We start from the raw sequence: 16,579 nt of genomic DNA on the forward strand, positions 1-16,579 counted from the left end.
AATGAAAATCTACAACATTGAAAATTTCATTTTTAAACTATCCTTTAATTTGTTCTCGAAATGTTTTACCAATCTCTATAATTAATTCATCATATCTCTCTTTGGTCATTCTATTTGAATTTATCGTTTCTTCTGCTTGGCGACTTGAAATTTCAGTTGTATTATGATCTGAATCTCCTCTCACATCAACTAATTTAACTTTACCAAACTCAAATTGTTCAAATTGCTTAATTAGTTCCATCAACTTTTCGTAATGCTTTTCTTCTATAAGCAATAAATCATTATTAATTGCATTTTTCGTAAGTTTAATCTGTTCACTAAATGATGGCAATTTTTCAGGATTCGCATCCTCCCAAAGTTCATCTGCCTGAACCTTAGTATAAAGCAAAACTCGCCATAAAGAATTATAAAGATCAAACTGCTTTTCAGAATATCTTAAAAATTGAGATTTAGCTTTTTCTAATTCCATTTTTGTTCCTTCAAGCTCTTTACTATATTTATTTTTTTATACCTTCAAGATCATTTTCATGTTTATTCTTATAGTTATCAAGAAGACGTTTAGATATAAAATCTCCAAACCATTTTGCTAAACCTAAAATTATCACTGTTGCACCGCCTACAGAAACAAGAGTTGCAGCAATAAATTTCATTATTTCAGTCCAAGTCATATTAATAAACTAAATTATTCTTACGCATTAAATCATTAAGAGCATCTGGATCAATCGAAGTCCCTGATAGATATTTGTTTTTTGTCAAAAAACCATGTTTTTTTCCCCTAATGTAAATCGTTGGAGGAGTACTTGTATATTGATTAAATGGGCTTAATGAAGAATATGGGCTCCCGTATTGAGAATATTGATTTTTAATAGACGTTGATGAATATTGACTACCAAAAGAGCCATAGCTATTTGAAATAGATTCACTATCGTATTGATTCAAACTTAATTTACCCAAAAATTGACCATCATTGGCTACTAAAAAAGATTGTCCTTGTTCCGCTCGTTGAAGTATATTCATTTTAATCTAATTTATTAGACATGCAATTTACAAATAAATGAACACCATAAAGTTTTAGGCTTTAGTGAGTTTTCAACAATTTAATATTTCATCTATTTTAATAGCTTTTTATACATTTAAAAAGAGATTAAGTACGATTTCGCGTGAGGGATAGAGGCGGTATCCTTTTATGCAGTGGAGCGGAATAAAAGATATAGCCGAAAGCCCGCCCCGGAGGGACACGCCCAAATTAAGATTCTGAGATTTTTTCCAATCTTTGCCGAGTTTCTAGTGTGATTCTTCGTTCCTCAGAATGACAGACTGGTAATCGTAAACTTATTATGACTTAAACTAAAACCTAGATTCTCATAAATCGCCACATTTTCTACTCTTTTTTTATTGGTCGTAACTTCAATACTTTTTAAATTATGCTCTTCTGCAAAATTCAAAATCTCATTTATTAACACTCTTCCAACGCCTTGACCGCGATATTTTTGATGAATAAAAAATTCCTGAATTTCTCCAACCAATCCGCAATGATGTAGTAAATTTTGAGTATGAAAACTAATAAATCCTAAACCTTCATTTTCATTTTCGTTTTCGGCAATTAAATATAGATTTTTTGGGTTTGAAATGTTTTCATTGAATATCATTTCGAAAACTTTAAAATCTAAAACTTCATTTTCGAGTTCGCAGATTGCTTTGTAGACGAAGTCTAGGTCCTCGTTTTGGATTTTTCTGATTTTGATTTTATCATCTACCATATCAAAATTAAACTTTAGTTTTCTTCAAATTAAGTAGCTTAAGCAAATTATTCCAACCATTCCATTTACACGTTTCATCATAAAATTCCTTTTGTTCGTTTCCAGATTTGACAATGTAATGATCTGATGTTGTACAGCCACCATATTTTATGAGATCTAATTCGCATTCCAGTTTAATTATGGCGTCCAATTCTTTTCTATTTAAATTTCGAGATTTACCGTTACTCTCAACGTAATATTTTTTGCCTTTTTTAGAAATAATTAAACTTTCTTTTGCAGAATGAAAACAGCCTACACTTTCAAAATAGAACTCTACTTTATGATTTTCTTCCAAGTTTCGAACAAACGATTTGCTAATTAAAGTTCTATAATCTGAATAATCAGCAAATATCGAAACCTCGTAAAATTTGTTTTCTTCTATTTGGACTGTTTTCTGCAAAGTTTGATTAATCAAATTCTCATACACAATTTTATAACTTCCGTTTGCCAAACTGTCTAAAGTAATTTCCTTTTGTATATACGGTTTTTCAAATGCCCCAAATTTCTTAACTATTTTTCCGTCTTTATAAACTTGAATACCATAAATTTTGGAAAGATCTTGATTCAATTTATTTTCAAATTCTATTTTTATTTTTATTGATGCAAAAGAATCTTTTTTGCAACTCACAAAAATTATTAAAATCAATAAAAGTAGGGCAGTTTTAAATTTCATCTTTTTAATTAAAAAATATTATTAACTAATCACTTAATTTTCATTCGTTCTTATTCCTTTGCTTTCAATTACTAGCTCTTTCATTTCTCAATTCGTTCAAATTTCTGTTTATATTTTTGAACATATTTATTCCAATCTTCGTCGTTTTTATAAACCGAAAAAGCATAATCAACAGTTTCTTTGCTGAAATGATTTCCAAAAATATTATCCAAATATTCAATTCCAGAATCGATTACTTGTTTTAAAATATGCAATTTATCAATTCCGTTTTCTTTGCAGGCTTTATCCAGCCATAGGCCTTTTCCAATTTTTACATATTCTACAAGAAGATTTTCTGTTATAAATGCAGAAGGAACATCGTTAATATCCGGCTGATGTTTTCCGTTTTTGAAAACCAATAATATCAATTCTTCTGAATAATATGCTGACGGAATTAATCTTAACATTGTACCACTTTCTGCTGCTTTAAAACAAAGTTCTTTCGTTATAAATTCATCTGGAATTACCTGAATTGCAAAACCTTCTTTGCTGACTAATTTTTCGCAGAGTTGAGAAGTTATTAAATCCTGATCGATAAACGGCAAAGCATGAAAAGTTTTATTTAATGCCAGATTACAAAGTTCTTCGGTTTTAAATTCATTCGGAACCAGCTTAAGATCTCTGTAGTTTACCAAAACGCGCTCGCGCCAATATTCATAAGTTTTAGACGGCGGATTATTTTGTTTTAAAACTAATTCGCCTCTTGCCAAATCTCGTTCTAATTCTTCAAAAGTTTCAATTAACGGATTATCGAGTAATTTTCGGAGTTCGTTTGAGATAATTTCATCGCCCGTTTCATCGTCATATTCGCATTCATTTTTCGAATCAATTTCATCTCTATCATTATAATAAAATAAATCATTTTTTCTTTCGGCAAATGCCGTATTGTGATCTGTTACAATAAAAACCGGAGAATTTATAGAACCCGAACAATTGAAATTTCCATGATTGTAATACGTCATCACAACTTCTTTTGCTGTAACATTTCCTTTTATTTCAACATTTGCACCACCAAGCAAAAGACTTTGGCAGTTTACGCTTCCGCTAATGAAAATATAGGGACCATAATCGCCTTCCGCATTAATAATAGAACCGCTAACAGAGAAATCTCCATTTACAAAAATGCCTTCAATTCTTATTTCTTCGATCTTTTTATCTGGAAGATTTAGCAATTTGGCAAGCCATTTTTTCTCTTTATCTTCATAAAGGTCTAGATAAAAAATTCCTTCAAAATTCACATCTTCGTCTGCCGTTAGAAAAAAATCTTCGTCTTGCCATTCATCAAAATAATCAAACTTTTCATCTTCACTTAAAAAAGGATATTTAGTTTTGATTTCGGCTATTGTTGTTAATTTAAAATTGGAATTCTGCATTTTATTGGTATTGATCGAAGTGATTTTTTTGAATATCAAGATTACGTAATTCTAAATTCAAAATCAAACGATAGTCAGAAAAGTTGTATTTTTACACACGAAAAGATTTACAATTTGTATCTCACAAATACAATCTTGTTTTCTACATAGACCAAAAATGTATAAGAATTTTGAATATCTTTGAATCATGAGCACAGTAAAACCAAAACATATCGGCAGAAACATTAGCCGAATTAGAGAACTGAGAGATATGAAGCAGGAAGCGCTTGCTATTGCAATTGGCACAAACCAACAATCGATCTCGATTATTGAAGGAAGCGAAAGTGTTGATGAAGAAAAACTAAAGAAAATTGCACAAGCTTTAGGAGTTCCTGTTGAAGTAATTAGAAACTTTTCTGAAGAAGCTGTTTTTAATATTATGGGAAATAGTTATGATAATGGATCTTCATCAATAAATCATAATAATTGTACATTTAATCCACTTGATAAACTTTTGGAAGTTATTGAAAAGAATGAAAAACTTTATGAGCGTTTGGTTGAAAGTGAAAAAGAGAAAGTTGCGCTTTTGGAGAAGTTACTTGATAAGAAATAAAATTTTGTTTTTATAAAAGAAAAACCGAAGTTTTCAAATTGAAGGCTTCGGTTTTTTCTTTTATATTTTTCTGATATATTTTAAAACATATGTTCTATCAAGCTATCTATCAGTTAATTCCGAAACTATCTTAAAACATCCATTTAAAGCATTCTCTAACAATGAAAGAACAGGCTCATTAATATCTGTAAATTCAAATGATACCCAAATTATAATTTCATTAGTCCCATTAATTATTACTGGTGGGCTTTCCAAGCTAAAACTTTGTCCTCCTCTTATAGTTGCGTTTCCCATTTTTAAAGTCACCCCTTCCGGTAAAATAATTGATTGATTAGGAGAAACCTTAAGAGTTACTGCCCCATCCTTAGATTTCACATTGAGCTCTTTTGTTTCTTTACGTGTTTGAGGAGTTAATCTTTGATGTTTATTTTCATTATTAAGTTCCATAAACTTTGGCAACCAATAATTTTCGGCTCTGGAAAAATACTGATAAGATTCAATTTCAGCAGCTATATCTGGTCGATTTACGATAAGACCAGGAATTCTATTTTGAATCAAATTTTTTCTTCTAAATTCATCTAAAGTCAATCCTGTCCAAGCATAAGGAAAATAGACATTATTATTTCCTGCTACTGCAACACCGTATTTATCAAACAAATGATGAGCAGTAAAGTCCAAAGCGGACCTTAGATTTTCCATGAAATTTTTAATTTTAATCAATAATTTGGGTTTAATCTCATGTTCATGCAAAGATTCCTCATAAGCTTTCTTAATCTCTACAAATATTTCTTTAGATTCTGTAATTAATGCAATTGCATCTTCTTTATAAGCCATAATTTAAATTTTACGTATAAGCAATTCAAATTTTATAATTCTACATCAAAGGACAATTTTGAGATAATTTAGCAAATCAAATATACTTATTTTCTAATCTAATTTTATACTTAATAATAATGTTCGCGATTTTCTTTTCATCAAAATAACAATATTGATGATTTTCTTTACAGAACTACCTCTGCGATTTCTCGTTCTTCGAAATGACAAGATTGTATAAAAGCTTTGCGCTTTAGCGACTTTGCGAGATTATTTCATTACAATTTAAAGAGATACTTTGCGCAGATCCTTCGACTTCGCTCAGGAGGACAAAACAAAACTTATACTTTGTGTTCTTTGTAACAAAAAAACTTTGCGTCTTCGCGTCTTTGCGAGCAAAAATCTCCTGCGTGCTTTGCGTAAACCTTAGCGCCCTTTGCGGTTAAAAAAACTTTGCGCTTAGCGCCTTCGCAGCAAAACTCAAAACAAATAAGAAAACTTTAATAAATCTATTATACGCCACTTATTCAAAAATTAGTAATTTTGAAATTCGAAGTTCAAAAACGAAATAATTATGAAATATCATCAAATAAACAGCGCACTTTTTGTAAAAAACCGCAGAAAGTTCATGGCTGAAATGAAACCTAACTCTGTTGCAGTATTCAACTCAAATGACATTTACCCAATTAGTGCCGACAGTACTTTGCCGTTTGCACAACATAGAGATATTTTTTATCTAAGCGGTGTAGATCAGGAAGAAAGTGTTTTGCTTTTGTTTCCGGATGCGCCGTATGAAAGCCAGAGAGAAATTCTTTTTTTGAGAGAAACCAACGATCATATTGCAGTTTGGGAAGGTGAAAAACTGACTAAAGAACGTGCTTTTCAGGTTTCTGGAATTAGAACGGTTTATTGGTTACAGGATTTTCATAAAGTTTTGAACGAAATGATGACGTATGCCGATACGATGTACATTAATACCAACGAACATTACCGCGCTTCGGTTGAAACTGAAACTCGCGAAGCTCGTTTTGTAAAATGGTGGAAAGAGCGTTATCCTGCTCACAACGTAGCGAAAAGCAATCCAATTTTGCAAAGAATTCGTTCTGTAAAAGAAAGCGAAGAAATCGATTTGATTCAGCACGCTTGCGATATTACTGAAAAAGGTTTCCGCAGATTATTAGGATTCGTAAAACCAAATGTTACTGAATATGAAATCGAAGCCGAATTAGCACACGAATTTATTCGTAATCGTTCTAAAGGTTTTGCTTACACGCCAATTATTGCTTCTGGAAACAATGCGAATGTTTTACATTATATCGAAAACAATCAGCAATGTAAAGACGGAGATTTGATTCTGTTAGACGTTGCTGCAGAATATGCTAATTATTCTAGCGACATGACGAGAACAATTCCAGTTTCGGGACGTTTTTCTGAGCGTCAAAAAGCGGTTTACAAAGCGGTTTTGAATGTTAAAAATGAAGCTACAAAAATGCTTACGCCAGGAACACTTTGGAAACAATATCATATTGAAGTGGGTAAAATCATGACTTCTGAATTGCTTGGTTTAGGTTTATTAGACAAAGCCGATGTTCAGAACGAAAATCCGGAATGGCCTGCTTACAAAAAATATTTCATGCACGGAACTTCTCACCACATGGGATTGGACACGCACGATTACGGATTGCTTCACGAACCAATGAAAGCGAATATGGTTTTCACAGTTGAACCGGGAATTTATATTCCGGCAGAAAAATTCGGAATTCGTTTGGAAGACAATGTTGTGGTTCAGGAAAAAGGCGAACCTTTTAACTTAATGAGAAATATTCCAGTTGAAGTAGACGAAATCGAAACTTTGATGAATGAATAGATAAAAATAAAGCCCTTAATAATTTAGATTATTAAGGGCTTTTTAAATTTTACAAATCGGTTATTATCCGATTTTAGCTATTTGCACATCTAATTGGAATTTTCCATCAGCTGCGTTTTCGTTGATCAACTCAAAAAGCTCTAAAGCTCTTCTTGCGTTTTTCTCTTCTTCTCTTTGCTCAGCTACATACCACATCATAAAGTCTTCTGTAGCATAATCATTCTCAGCTCTACATTTTGCGATTACTTTATTGATTGCCTGAGTAACTGCAATTTCGTTTTGCAAAGCAATTTCAAACACTTCTCTAAAAGAAGCAAATTCCTGCTGCACTTCTGGAACAGATGGCGTAACTGCAATCCCTCCCATGTCTGTAATATATTTGAAAACTTTTAGAAAATGCTCTCTTTCTTCTTCGGCTTGCTTGTACAAATAAGATGCTGTATGTGCATATCCGTTTCTATCCAACCATGCAGCCATAGCTAAATATTTGTTAGAAGCATCACTTTCTAATTTTGCCTGTAAGTTCAATATATTTTCGATTCCTTCAACTAATGAAGTACGTGTTCTTAGTAAATCTTTCATAAACTTTAATTTTTAGATGTGTAAAATTACAAAAATTAAAGAAGGCAGCTCTAAATGCTTGAAAATTTGGATTTAATCTAAGTAAGAATCTAAATAAGCTCTACATTAACCATATTGCAAAGCATAGAATGTAAGTTGAGGGTGAATTTTGTTCCGTTTAATAAATCTCTTAACTGCACTATTTCGCAGATCGTAAGATTTCTGGAAAAATTTCTTTTGGTAGTTTCAATTAACTGTGCGTCTGAATGATCAGACAAGTCGTAAAGCATGTTAAGAATGTCAACGCTGTTAACCTTTCTTTGAAAAATCAAAAAATCATGAATCTTATAACTTGACACGGTATCAACAAAATTGATGATTATACTATTCGTCAAATCACATTGATAACTATATCCTTTTTCGGTTTCAAATAATACTTTGGTGGTCAAATCACTAACTAATGCCATTCTGATAAAATATAATAACGATGCAAAAATATAGAATTTAAAGCAATAAAAAACATAATTAAGACTAATTTAAAATAACAAAATCATTTAATGTTCTTAAAAACAGCCTAAGTACAGTAAAGACCGTTGCATTCTACAATATTATTAATCTAATTTTAGAAACAAAAATTTAGAAATTATGCCCGTGCACGAGATAGGTTATCCGATTTTTGAAGAAAAACATCACTTTGCAATAAATAAATTTATAACTGTTTTAAAGATTTACCAATTAAATTAAGACATCACGGTATTTTACGTCAGCTTTCATAACTTTGTGCTTCACAACAAAAAATCTTCAGTTTGAAAACGCTTTTATATAAAAATACTAAAATATCATATTCAGATTCTGGAACTGGAAACGCAATTGTTTTACTTCACGGCTTTCTGGAAAACAAAAAAATGTGGAAAGAGTATGTTGATTTATTCTCAGAAAAAAATCGTGTCATTACTATCGATTTATTAGGTCACGGAGAATCTGATTCTTTGGGATACGTTCACGAAATGGAAGAAAATGCAAATGTTGTTAATGAAGTTTTGGAGCATTTAAAAATCGAAAAAGCGACGGTTTTAGGACATTCAATGGGCGGTTATGTTGGTTTGGCTTTCGCCGAATTGTACCCGCAGAAAATTCAAAAATTAGTTTTACAGAATTCAACTTCCAAAGAAGACAGTGCAGAGAAAAAATTAAATAGAACCCGCGCCATAAAAGCAGTAAAACAAAACTATGTAAATTTTATAAGCCTGGCAATTGCCAATTTATTCAGCGAGAATAATAGAACCCGTTTTGCCGGCGAAATAGAAAAAGCGAAAGAGCAAGCTTTAAAAACATCTTTACAGGGAATTGTGGCGTCGCTTGAAGGAATGAAAATACGAAAAGACCGAGAATGGCTTTTACAGGAAAATCGTTTTCCAGTTTTACTGATTCTCGGAAAAAAAGATCCTGTTCTAAATTACGAGGAAAGCCTTGCACAAATTGAAGATACAACCGTAGAGTTAGTTTCTTTTGAAGATGGACACATGAGTCACATTGAAAACAAAGACGAATTAAAAGCTATTTTATTAGAGTTTTTCAACTAAATAAAAAGTCATTAAAAGCAGAAAAGGCCATTTCGAAATACTCTCGAAACAGCCTTTCCTTCATTTTGGGGGCAAAAATTATAATTTTGTAATAATGTCTTTTTTGAATTTTGCCAAAGTCGCTCTTGTTAATCCAAGATTCGCTTTTTTAGCATCGACAGCTAAGTAAATAAAATACTGGCCGTCTTCAGAAACATCTATAATATGTATTTGATCCGTCAATGTAATTAAAATATCGTTGATTTTTTGTTCTAATCCAAGAGCTTTAATAGCGTTTAATTTTGCTTTTACTACTTCTAAATTATAAGCAGATGCTAATTCCGGATCAAAGTCTGGGTTTACAGAAAGTGAACAGTAAGACATTCCTGTCTCAACTTCAGTAACTGAAACTGCAATAAATCCGCTAACATTCTCTCTTAAATCATTTTGAAAATTCTGTAAAAAATCTGACATGTTTATATATATATTGGTTTAAATTAATTATTGAAAACAGTATCCATTTTTCTAAGCAGCAGACCCATTTTACTTATATCTTTAGAAAGTAATGCTACACAATTATCGTCCTGGCTTTTGTTAGCAACTACAATCCCGTCATTATTCTTAATCATCACCTGTTTTAAATCTCCATTGTTAACATCTTCGGACATTTCCAAACACATTTTCAAAATCATTCCAATCATTGCGGCTACATTTCCATCATATTCCAGATTAACAGATTCTAATAAAATTCCGTCGATATTAAAAGTAATTCCAGACTCTGCCCCAGTTTCTTCTACAAGTGTATTTAAATCAATCATATAACATTAATTTTTAAGAAGGTCAAAGTTATTTTTAATAAAGAGATTTTTTTGATAAACACTTGTTAAAAAAACAACCGCGCCCAACTATCTGAATCACTTTTGTTTATCCGATAATTAAACACAATTTTTAAAAGAAAATCATTAAAAAAATTTAACAGAAAAAAGAGATTTATTCAAAATTCAAACATTTTGATTCATAAAACTCAAAATGAAATTATCCTACCCTCACAAACTCAGTATACTAGAAGTTTTTCGTAAATTTGCAAAAAATTATCCAATGAAAACAGTTGACGAATTACGCTTTGACTTAAATGTAAAACTGATGAAGTTTAGAAGATTTCGTTTTGAAAACGGACCTATAAACAGCAGTAATTCACAAGAACCTTCAAAGAAAGGTTTCTTTAAAAAAATATTTAGTTAAAAACTACTTACAAAAAGGCGCAATAATTATTGAATAATTATTGCGCCTTTTTCCTTTATGATGTGAACCTTATCTTTTTATAAATTAATCCCATTATTAAAATATTGGATTACATTTTTAATTTCATTATTTCACAAGCATTTTTCTTCTTCTTCAAATTTCGTAATGTCTTTTTATTTGCAAATTGTCTTTTTAAAATCAATATTTGTTTCACGAATAATCAACGAAAAACAATTTCTGCAAAAATCAAAAACGATCATTTCCCGTTACTTTTACAGCACTTTTAGTCTATTTGCAATTTATACATTTTTTCGAGGCAGACTAAAAAAACAGGCAAACGTTAAAATTGCCTCTATTTTGTTTATCGACCGTCTTATTAAATCGCTTATTAAATAAATATTCTGAACTATACTTTTTCAGCAAAAGGAATGTTGACATCAAAGATTTCATTTAACAGCAAAACCATTTCTTCAATATAATTATTCAAAACGGCTTTATTAACGATACTATCCAAATCTTTCTCTTCTTTAAATCCAAAAGGCAAAAAACCAGACTTCAGATTTTTAAACGAAATGATTCCAACTTCAATTGGAGTTTCTCCCGCTTCTTTCTCGTACATAAAAGCATAAGCCAAAACCTGAATGATTTTGTCGTTTTTAAGCTCTTCTGTTAATCCATTCCATGATTTCAGTACTACATTTGCTTTTTCGACTTTTCCGGTCTTATAATCAACGATTCTTATTTTTCCGTTCCGAAGTTCAATTCTATCAACATTTCCTTTAATTAAAACCGGAAATGGCAAAGCAGGATGATGTAATTCACGTTCAAAAGTTTTTTCTAATGCAATAATCTGAATTGCATCGCCATTCTTGATCGATTCTAATTCTATTTTTAAAAAATTAGAAACATTTCTTTTTGCAACTTCAAAAGCCAGAAGGTTTCTTCCTTTTTTAATTTCTCCTTCTTTATAAACTACTTTAAACTGTTTCAAAACTTCTTCGTCTAACAATTTAAAACAATTTAAAATATCAGATTCCGATATAAACTTTCCAATAAATGGTTCATACAAAGCTTTTAATGTTTCGTGAATTATGGTTCCCAGAGTATTCAGCGCAATATTTTCTTCCACCTCTTCGACTTCACGAATCCGAAGGATTTTTTGAAAGTAAAACTCAATAGGATTCCGAATATAACTTGTTAATGCCGATGGCGAAAATCCTGTTGTCGCAATTTCTTTCAATCGTTCCATAATAGCGTCTGATTTAGAAATTACCATTGGCTGGTATGCCGTACTAGGCAATACAGGATTGTAAATATCAAAAGTCAAATTATGTTTTGATTTTTTTTCAACTTCAAGCTGTGTTATAAAACGGCTTCGTTCTCCGGCATCTAATCCTTCATTTTCGGTATTATAAATCAGATAAATATTTTTTGCCCGCTGTAGTAAATGATAGAAGTGATAGGTATAAATAGCATCTTTTTCTTTAAAAGTAGGCAGGCCCAGTTCTTTTTTAACATCATAAGGAATAAACGAATTTTGAGATTTTCCCGCAGGAAATTTTCCTTCATTCATTGAAGTTACAATTACCGTATCAAAATCAAGAACACGACTTTCCAAAACTCCCATAATTTGAAGTCCGCGCAAAGGTTCTCCTTCAAAAGAAACTTCGGCAACATCAATTATTTGTTTATAAATAGCATGAAGCGTGTCAATATTGTCGATATGTTTATGCTGGGAATAATAATTAATAAGCTTATTGATTACCTTAAAAACGGCATAAACAAAAGTTTTGGCAATTTTTTCTTCTTCATTATCATTACTAAAGTTCTGTTTAATTAGAAGTAAAATGGCCGAGATATTTTCAAGAACAGCTATAGATCCGTTCTCCCATTTCTGAAACAATAAAGAAAATAGTTTAGACTGATTTGAATTGAGTTCTAAAATTTTATTCAGAGTAATAAACGTATAATTATTCTCTTTTATAATTCGCACCAAATGATTGGCTCCTGCGTATGGCTCAACTAACGGATGAGTCAGAATATCAAGTACATCTTTGTAGTAAAAAACATAACTGCCTCCTGAACGAGAAAGCGCATTTGTATGCATTTTAAAAAACTTAGCAACCAATATCTGCGATGGATTATTTTTTCCTGAATATCCCATAGTAATATTCAAAGCCCCAACTGATGATGGAAGTGAATATAATACTGGAATTAATAGATTTTCTTCGCCCAAAACCACTGCAACTTTATCAAGAGATGCTGCTGGATTTTCATTAATTAAATCCTCAATAATACTTCCTGCAATTTTTGCCTGTCCAATAGTTTTTGGAGTACCAATAACTTTAATATTTTTAGATTGAGAAAAATCGTCTACAATCCATTCGAAGGGATGAAATTTGTAATGCTTCCAACTCTCTTTAAAACGACGTACAAAAAGTCCCGCATCGTGAAAGGGATCATTCAAAAATGCCTGATCCACGTCCCAGTAAATTTTAGCCTGATCTAAAGCTAAAAGATGCTGCACTATTTTTTCTTCGGCAGCATTTAAGGCATTAAATCCTGCAAATATAAAATTGCGATTTGAAATTGTATTCGAAAAGTGATTTAGATTATTTACTGCTTCCCTGTAAATCAAGCCCTGATAACCAATAGCTTTATTCAAAAGATGATTATAAAGCGAATCGTAATAAAGCGGGAGCAATTTCCAAAAGTCAATATAATTCTCTAGAAGTTTTGTTTTATTTTCTACCTCAATTCCCCATTTCTTGATATCTTCAATATCTTTCAAATAAGACAATACATGATAGGGGTCTAAAAGATAACGATCGATTTCATTAAAGTCCTGCAAAAGGGTTTTTGCCCAATTGGCAAATAACTCAAAAGACTGCTGATTTTGTTTTTCTGTAACAGACAAATACACTTCGTAGAACTCAAACAAAAGCTCAATAGAGTCAATAGCCCTAATTGAAGCCACATCCTGTACAAAATCTTCAATACTGATAATTTCAGGAGAAAGAATGGTTTTCTCGGTTTCCTTTTTCAAAGCTTCAATTAAGAAAACCTTTGCCCTTTTGTTTGGCAAAATGATCGTAGTTTCAGTAAGTTTATTTGAGTAATTCTGAATTACAACCGCTGCTATTTTTTCTAAAAAAGAAGTATTTATCATTTGATAAAAATAAAAAAAGCCATTCAATTAAGAATGGCTTTTAGTATTTATTTACAAAAGTAAATTATAGTTTACCTTGGTATTTAGAACCTACGTGTTTAATTTCAGTTCTTCTGTTTTGAGCTTTACCTGCAGCAGTTTTGTTACTAGCAACTGGTTGAGAAGATCCAAATCCTTTAGCTTCTAAGTTATCAGCGCTAACACCTCTTTCAACTAAAGCGTTTAATACCGCATTAGCTCTGTCTTGAGATAATTTATCGTTTACTTTAGCAGAACCTGTACTATCTGTGTGTCCTTCAATAGAGAATTTCGCGTTTGGATAGTTTTTAAGGATTTCTTTAATAGCGTCTAATCTAGCTGGAGTTTCTTTGTCACCAGTTTTGAATGTAGCTTTACCAGAGTTAAAGTAGATTGCTCTAGCTTGAACTTTAAGATCCTCTAAAGCTTGAGAGCTTACTTCAGGACATCCTCTGTTACTAGCTGGACCAGGAACTGTAGGACAATCGTCATCTTTATCTAAAACACCATCTTTATCAGCGTCTAAGAATGGACAACCACCATTTTCTTTAGGACCAGCAACTGTAGGACATTTATCATCTTTATCAGCGATACCGTCACCGTCAGTGTCAGGACAACCTTTTAAAGCAGCTAAACCAGCAACATCTGGACAAGCGTCATCTTTATCAGCAACACCGTCTCCGTCTCTATCAGGACATCCGTTTAATGCAGCTAAACCAAATTCAGTTGGACAAGCGTCAGAAGCATCAACAATTCCGTCTCCGTCAGTATCAGGACATCCGTTGAATTGTTTTAAACCAGCAACATCTGGACAAGCATCATCTTTGTCGTAGATTCCGTCTCCGTCAGTATCTTTACCTCCGAATTTGAAAACTAAACCAGCAGTGTGCTGGAAGTGAGATGGAGCATCTGGAGCTCCAGAAGCATCTTGTCTATCTCCACTAACAGACCATTTGTATCTTGTAGCTAATTCAAGACCAATAGCATCAGTAAACCAGAAAGTAACACCAGCACCTGGGTTAACAGTTCCGTAGCTGCTATCTCCGAAGAAAGTATAACCTCCACCAACAGATAACGAAGGATCAACCACTTTAGATTTGATTAATTCTTGGAAGCTGTATTTGATAGTAGCATCAATTCCGTAGTACATTAAGTCACCAGGATTAGTAACAACATTTCCTCTTGAATCATGCCCTGGAGCAGTTGGAGCGAAAGTTACATATTTATCAATTTTGTTTACAGATCCTTGTAAACCAACTGAGAAACCACTACCTACATATCTTGACACACCAATGTAAGATAAAGAAGGAAGAATATTCCAGTTGTCTTTTACAGCGAATGGCTGAGAAAAGTGCTGATCAAAAAACCCATGACCAGCACCAGAACTAGTCCTAGTGTCTACGGCATTAACTCCAAAAGAGATAGCCCATGGATTGTTACTGTCTTGTGCGTGAGAACTTAAACCCATCACCATCATCACAGCAACTAAAAGTTTGTTAAGATGTTTCATACTTAATTTTTTTAATTACAATTTAGTTAATTACAAGCAAAAGTAACACCAAATTTTTTAAATACAAAATCAAATGTTAAAAAAAACCTACAAAAATTCACCAAATATGGTAATTATATAACTTTTAACATTTTACCTGTTAATTTAAACGCCTCTATAGCTTTGTCCAGGTGCTCTTTGGTGTGTGCTGCCGATAGCTGAACTCTTATTCTCGCTTTGTCTTTTGGCACTACAGGAAAGAAGAATCCAATTACATAAATCCCTTCTTTTAAAAGTTCATTTGCCATTGTCTGCGATAATTTTGCATCGTAAAGCATAACAGGAACAATTGCCGAATCACCATCAATTATATCAAATCCGGCTTTTTTCATCCCTTCTTTAAAATAATTCGTATTCCACTCCAGCTTATCTCTAAGGGTAGTATCTTTTTCTAATAATTCAAACACTTTTATTGAAGCCCCTACAATTGACGGCGCAAGTGAATTTGAGAACAAATAAGGCCTTGATCGCTGACGCAGAATTTCGATTATTTCTTTCTTAGCCGTAGTATATCCTCCCATTGCCCCTCCCAGTGCTTTACCAAGAGTTCCGGTAATAATATCAACACGCCCCATTACTCCTTTTGCTTCAAGTGTACCTTTTCCTGTTGCCCCAATAAATCCGGCAGCATGGCATTCATCAACCATAACCATTGCGTCATACTTATCAGCAAGATCACAAATTTTATCTAACGGAGCAACTAAACCATCCATAGAAAAAACACCATCGGTAACAATTAATTTAAAACGAGTTCCAGCTTCCGTCGCTTTAATTAACTGCTGCTCCAAATCTTCCATATTGCTGTTTTCGTAACGATAACGAGCCGCTTTACACAAACGAACTCCATCAATAATAGAAGCATGATTTAAACTATCAGAAATAATAGCATCGTTTTCTCCTAACAAAGGTTCAAAAACACCTCCATTTGCATCAAATGCAGCGGCGTATAAAATGGTATCTTCTGTACCATAAAAGTCAGCTATTTTTTTCTCTAGTGTTTTATGAATATCCTGAGTACCGCAAATAAAACGAACTGATGACATTCCGAAACCATGCGTATCCATTGCGTCTTTTGCCGCCTGAACAACTTCTGGATGCGACGAAAGCCCTAAATAATTATTGGCACAAAAGTTTAAAACTTTTTCTCCTGTCGAAATAGTAATTTCAGCTCCTTGAGCAGATGTTATGATTCGCTCCTTTTTAAAAATCCCATTTTCTTCGATTGTCTGCAGCTCACTTTGCAGATGTTCTTTAATTTTACCGTACATTTTTTATATTTATTTAAAACGTTAAAAATTAACAAGTTAAGCCTAAAAAAGCCG

The 16,579-nt window shown here is 32.3% G+C and carries 18 protein-coding genes; 4 read left to right on the plus strand and 14 right to left on the minus strand.

The annotated features are described in order from the left end of the window. Nucleotides 1-37 precede the first annotated feature (37 nt). The 6 genes from L1276_RS15975 to L1276_RS16000 form a co-directional block, all read right to left on the minus strand. On the minus strand, nucleotides 38-469 hold the full coding sequence (locus L1276_RS15975; RefSeq protein ID WP_253789445.1) for a hypothetical protein: 432 nt from the start codon (nucleotides 467-469) through the stop codon (nucleotides 38-40). 28 nt (nucleotides 470-497) lie between these two features. Then, entirely contained in the window at nucleotides 498-650 is a 153-nt protein-coding gene (locus tag L1276_RS15980) for a hypothetical protein (RefSeq protein ID WP_253789447.1), read from the minus strand. Nucleotides 651-669: 19 nt separating this feature from the next. Continuing rightward, entirely contained in the window at nucleotides 670-1,017 is a 348-nt protein-coding gene (locus L1276_RS15985; RefSeq protein ID WP_253789449.1) for a hypothetical protein, read from the minus strand. Nucleotides 1,018-1,304: 287 nt separating this feature from the next. Then, entirely contained in the window at nucleotides 1,305-1,760 is a 456-nt protein-coding gene (locus L1276_RS15990; RefSeq protein ID WP_253789451.1) for a GNAT family N-acetyltransferase, read from the minus strand. Nucleotides 1,761-1,767: 7 nt separating this feature from the next. Beyond that, on the minus strand, nucleotides 1,768-2,472 hold the full coding sequence (locus L1276_RS15995) for a hypothetical protein (protein ID WP_253789453.1): 705 nt from the start codon (nucleotides 2,470-2,472) through the stop codon (nucleotides 1,768-1,770). 80 nt (nucleotides 2,473-2,552) lie between these two features. Then, a complete protein-coding gene (locus tag L1276_RS16000; protein ID WP_253789456.1) occupies nucleotides 2,553-3,923 on the minus strand; it encodes a polymer-forming cytoskeletal protein in 1,371 nt (456 codons plus the stop codon). A gap of 148 nt (nucleotides 3,924-4,071) precedes the next feature. Here L1276_RS16000 and L1276_RS16005 point away from each other — a divergent pair, with 148 nt between their 5' ends. Continuing rightward, a complete protein-coding gene (locus L1276_RS16005) occupies nucleotides 4,072-4,476 on the plus strand; it encodes a helix-turn-helix domain-containing protein (protein ID WP_253789458.1) in 405 nt (134 codons plus the stop codon). A 102-nt stretch (nucleotides 4,477-4,578) separates the two neighbouring features. Here the strand turns inward: L1276_RS16005 and L1276_RS16010 are convergent, their stop codons facing one another. Continuing rightward, the gene (locus L1276_RS16010; RefSeq protein ID WP_253789459.1) at nucleotides 4,579-5,310 is read right to left on the minus strand and encodes a hypothetical protein; all 732 of its coding nucleotides are present in this window, start codon (nucleotides 5,308-5,310) and stop codon (nucleotides 4,579-4,581) included. A 553-nt stretch (nucleotides 5,311-5,863) separates the two neighbouring features. On the opposite strand from L1276_RS16010, the gene L1276_RS16015 reads away from it, so the two are divergent. Then, complete coding sequence (locus L1276_RS16015; protein ID WP_253789462.1) at nucleotides 5,864-7,156, plus strand: aminopeptidase P family protein; 1,293 nt, start codon at nucleotides 5,864-5,866, stop codon at nucleotides 7,154-7,156. 63 nt (nucleotides 7,157-7,219) lie between these two features. On the opposite strand, the gene L1276_RS16020 is transcribed toward L1276_RS16015, so the two are convergent. Together L1276_RS16020 and L1276_RS16025 are read right to left on the minus strand one after the other, a co-directional pair. Then, nucleotides 7,220-7,738, minus strand: a complete 519-nt coding sequence (locus L1276_RS16020) for a ferritin (RefSeq protein ID WP_253789465.1) — start codon at nucleotides 7,736-7,738, stop codon at nucleotides 7,220-7,222. Between the two features lie 89 nt (nucleotides 7,739-7,827). Beyond that, complete coding sequence (locus L1276_RS16025; protein ID WP_253789467.1) at nucleotides 7,828-8,184, minus strand: hypothetical protein; 357 nt, start codon at nucleotides 8,182-8,184, stop codon at nucleotides 7,828-7,830. 339 nt (nucleotides 8,185-8,523) lie between these two features. Here L1276_RS16025 and L1276_RS16030 point away from each other — a divergent pair, with 339 nt between their 5' ends. Further along, on the plus strand, nucleotides 8,524-9,300 hold the full coding sequence (locus L1276_RS16030; RefSeq protein ID WP_253789469.1) for an alpha/beta fold hydrolase: 777 nt from the start codon (nucleotides 8,524-8,526) through the stop codon (nucleotides 9,298-9,300). A gap of 78 nt (nucleotides 9,301-9,378) precedes the next feature. On the opposite strand, the gene L1276_RS16035 is transcribed toward L1276_RS16030, so the two are convergent. After that, nucleotides 9,379-9,753, minus strand: a complete 375-nt coding sequence (locus L1276_RS16035) for a hypothetical protein (protein ID WP_253789471.1) — start codon at nucleotides 9,751-9,753, stop codon at nucleotides 9,379-9,381. Between the two features lie 23 nt (nucleotides 9,754-9,776). Beyond that, entirely contained in the window at nucleotides 9,777-10,097 is a 321-nt protein-coding gene (locus tag L1276_RS16040; RefSeq protein ID WP_253789473.1) for a roadblock/LC7 domain-containing protein, read from the minus strand. 280 nt (nucleotides 10,098-10,377) lie between these two features. Between L1276_RS16040 and L1276_RS16045 the strand changes: the two genes are divergently transcribed. Next, complete coding sequence (locus L1276_RS16045) at nucleotides 10,378-10,521, plus strand: hypothetical protein (RefSeq protein WP_253789475.1); 144 nt, start codon at nucleotides 10,378-10,380, stop codon at nucleotides 10,519-10,521. Nucleotides 10,522-10,927: 406 nt separating this feature from the next. On the opposite strand, the gene L1276_RS16050 is transcribed toward L1276_RS16045, so the two are convergent. From L1276_RS16050 to kbl, 3 genes are all read right to left on the minus strand, one after another. Continuing rightward, the gene (locus tag L1276_RS16050; protein WP_253789477.1) at nucleotides 10,928-13,690 is read right to left on the minus strand and encodes a PD-(D/E)XK nuclease family protein; all 2,763 of its coding nucleotides are present in this window, start codon (nucleotides 13,688-13,690) and stop codon (nucleotides 10,928-10,930) included. Nucleotides 13,691-13,754: 64 nt separating this feature from the next. Further along, entirely contained in the window at nucleotides 13,755-15,218 is a 1,464-nt protein-coding gene (locus L1276_RS16055) for an OmpA family protein (RefSeq protein ID WP_253789479.1), read from the minus strand. Nucleotides 15,219-15,331: 113 nt separating this feature from the next. Next, complete coding sequence (kbl, locus tag L1276_RS16060) at nucleotides 15,332-16,525, minus strand: glycine C-acetyltransferase (RefSeq protein WP_253789481.1); 1,194 nt, start codon at nucleotides 16,523-16,525, stop codon at nucleotides 15,332-15,334. Between the last annotated feature and the right edge of the window lie 54 nt (nucleotides 16,526-16,579).

Origin of the sequence: Flavobacterium sp. HSC-32F16 (assembly GCF_024171645.1) — a bacterium.
Lineage (GTDB): Bacteria > Bacteroidota > Bacteroidia > Flavobacteriales > Flavobacteriaceae > Flavobacterium.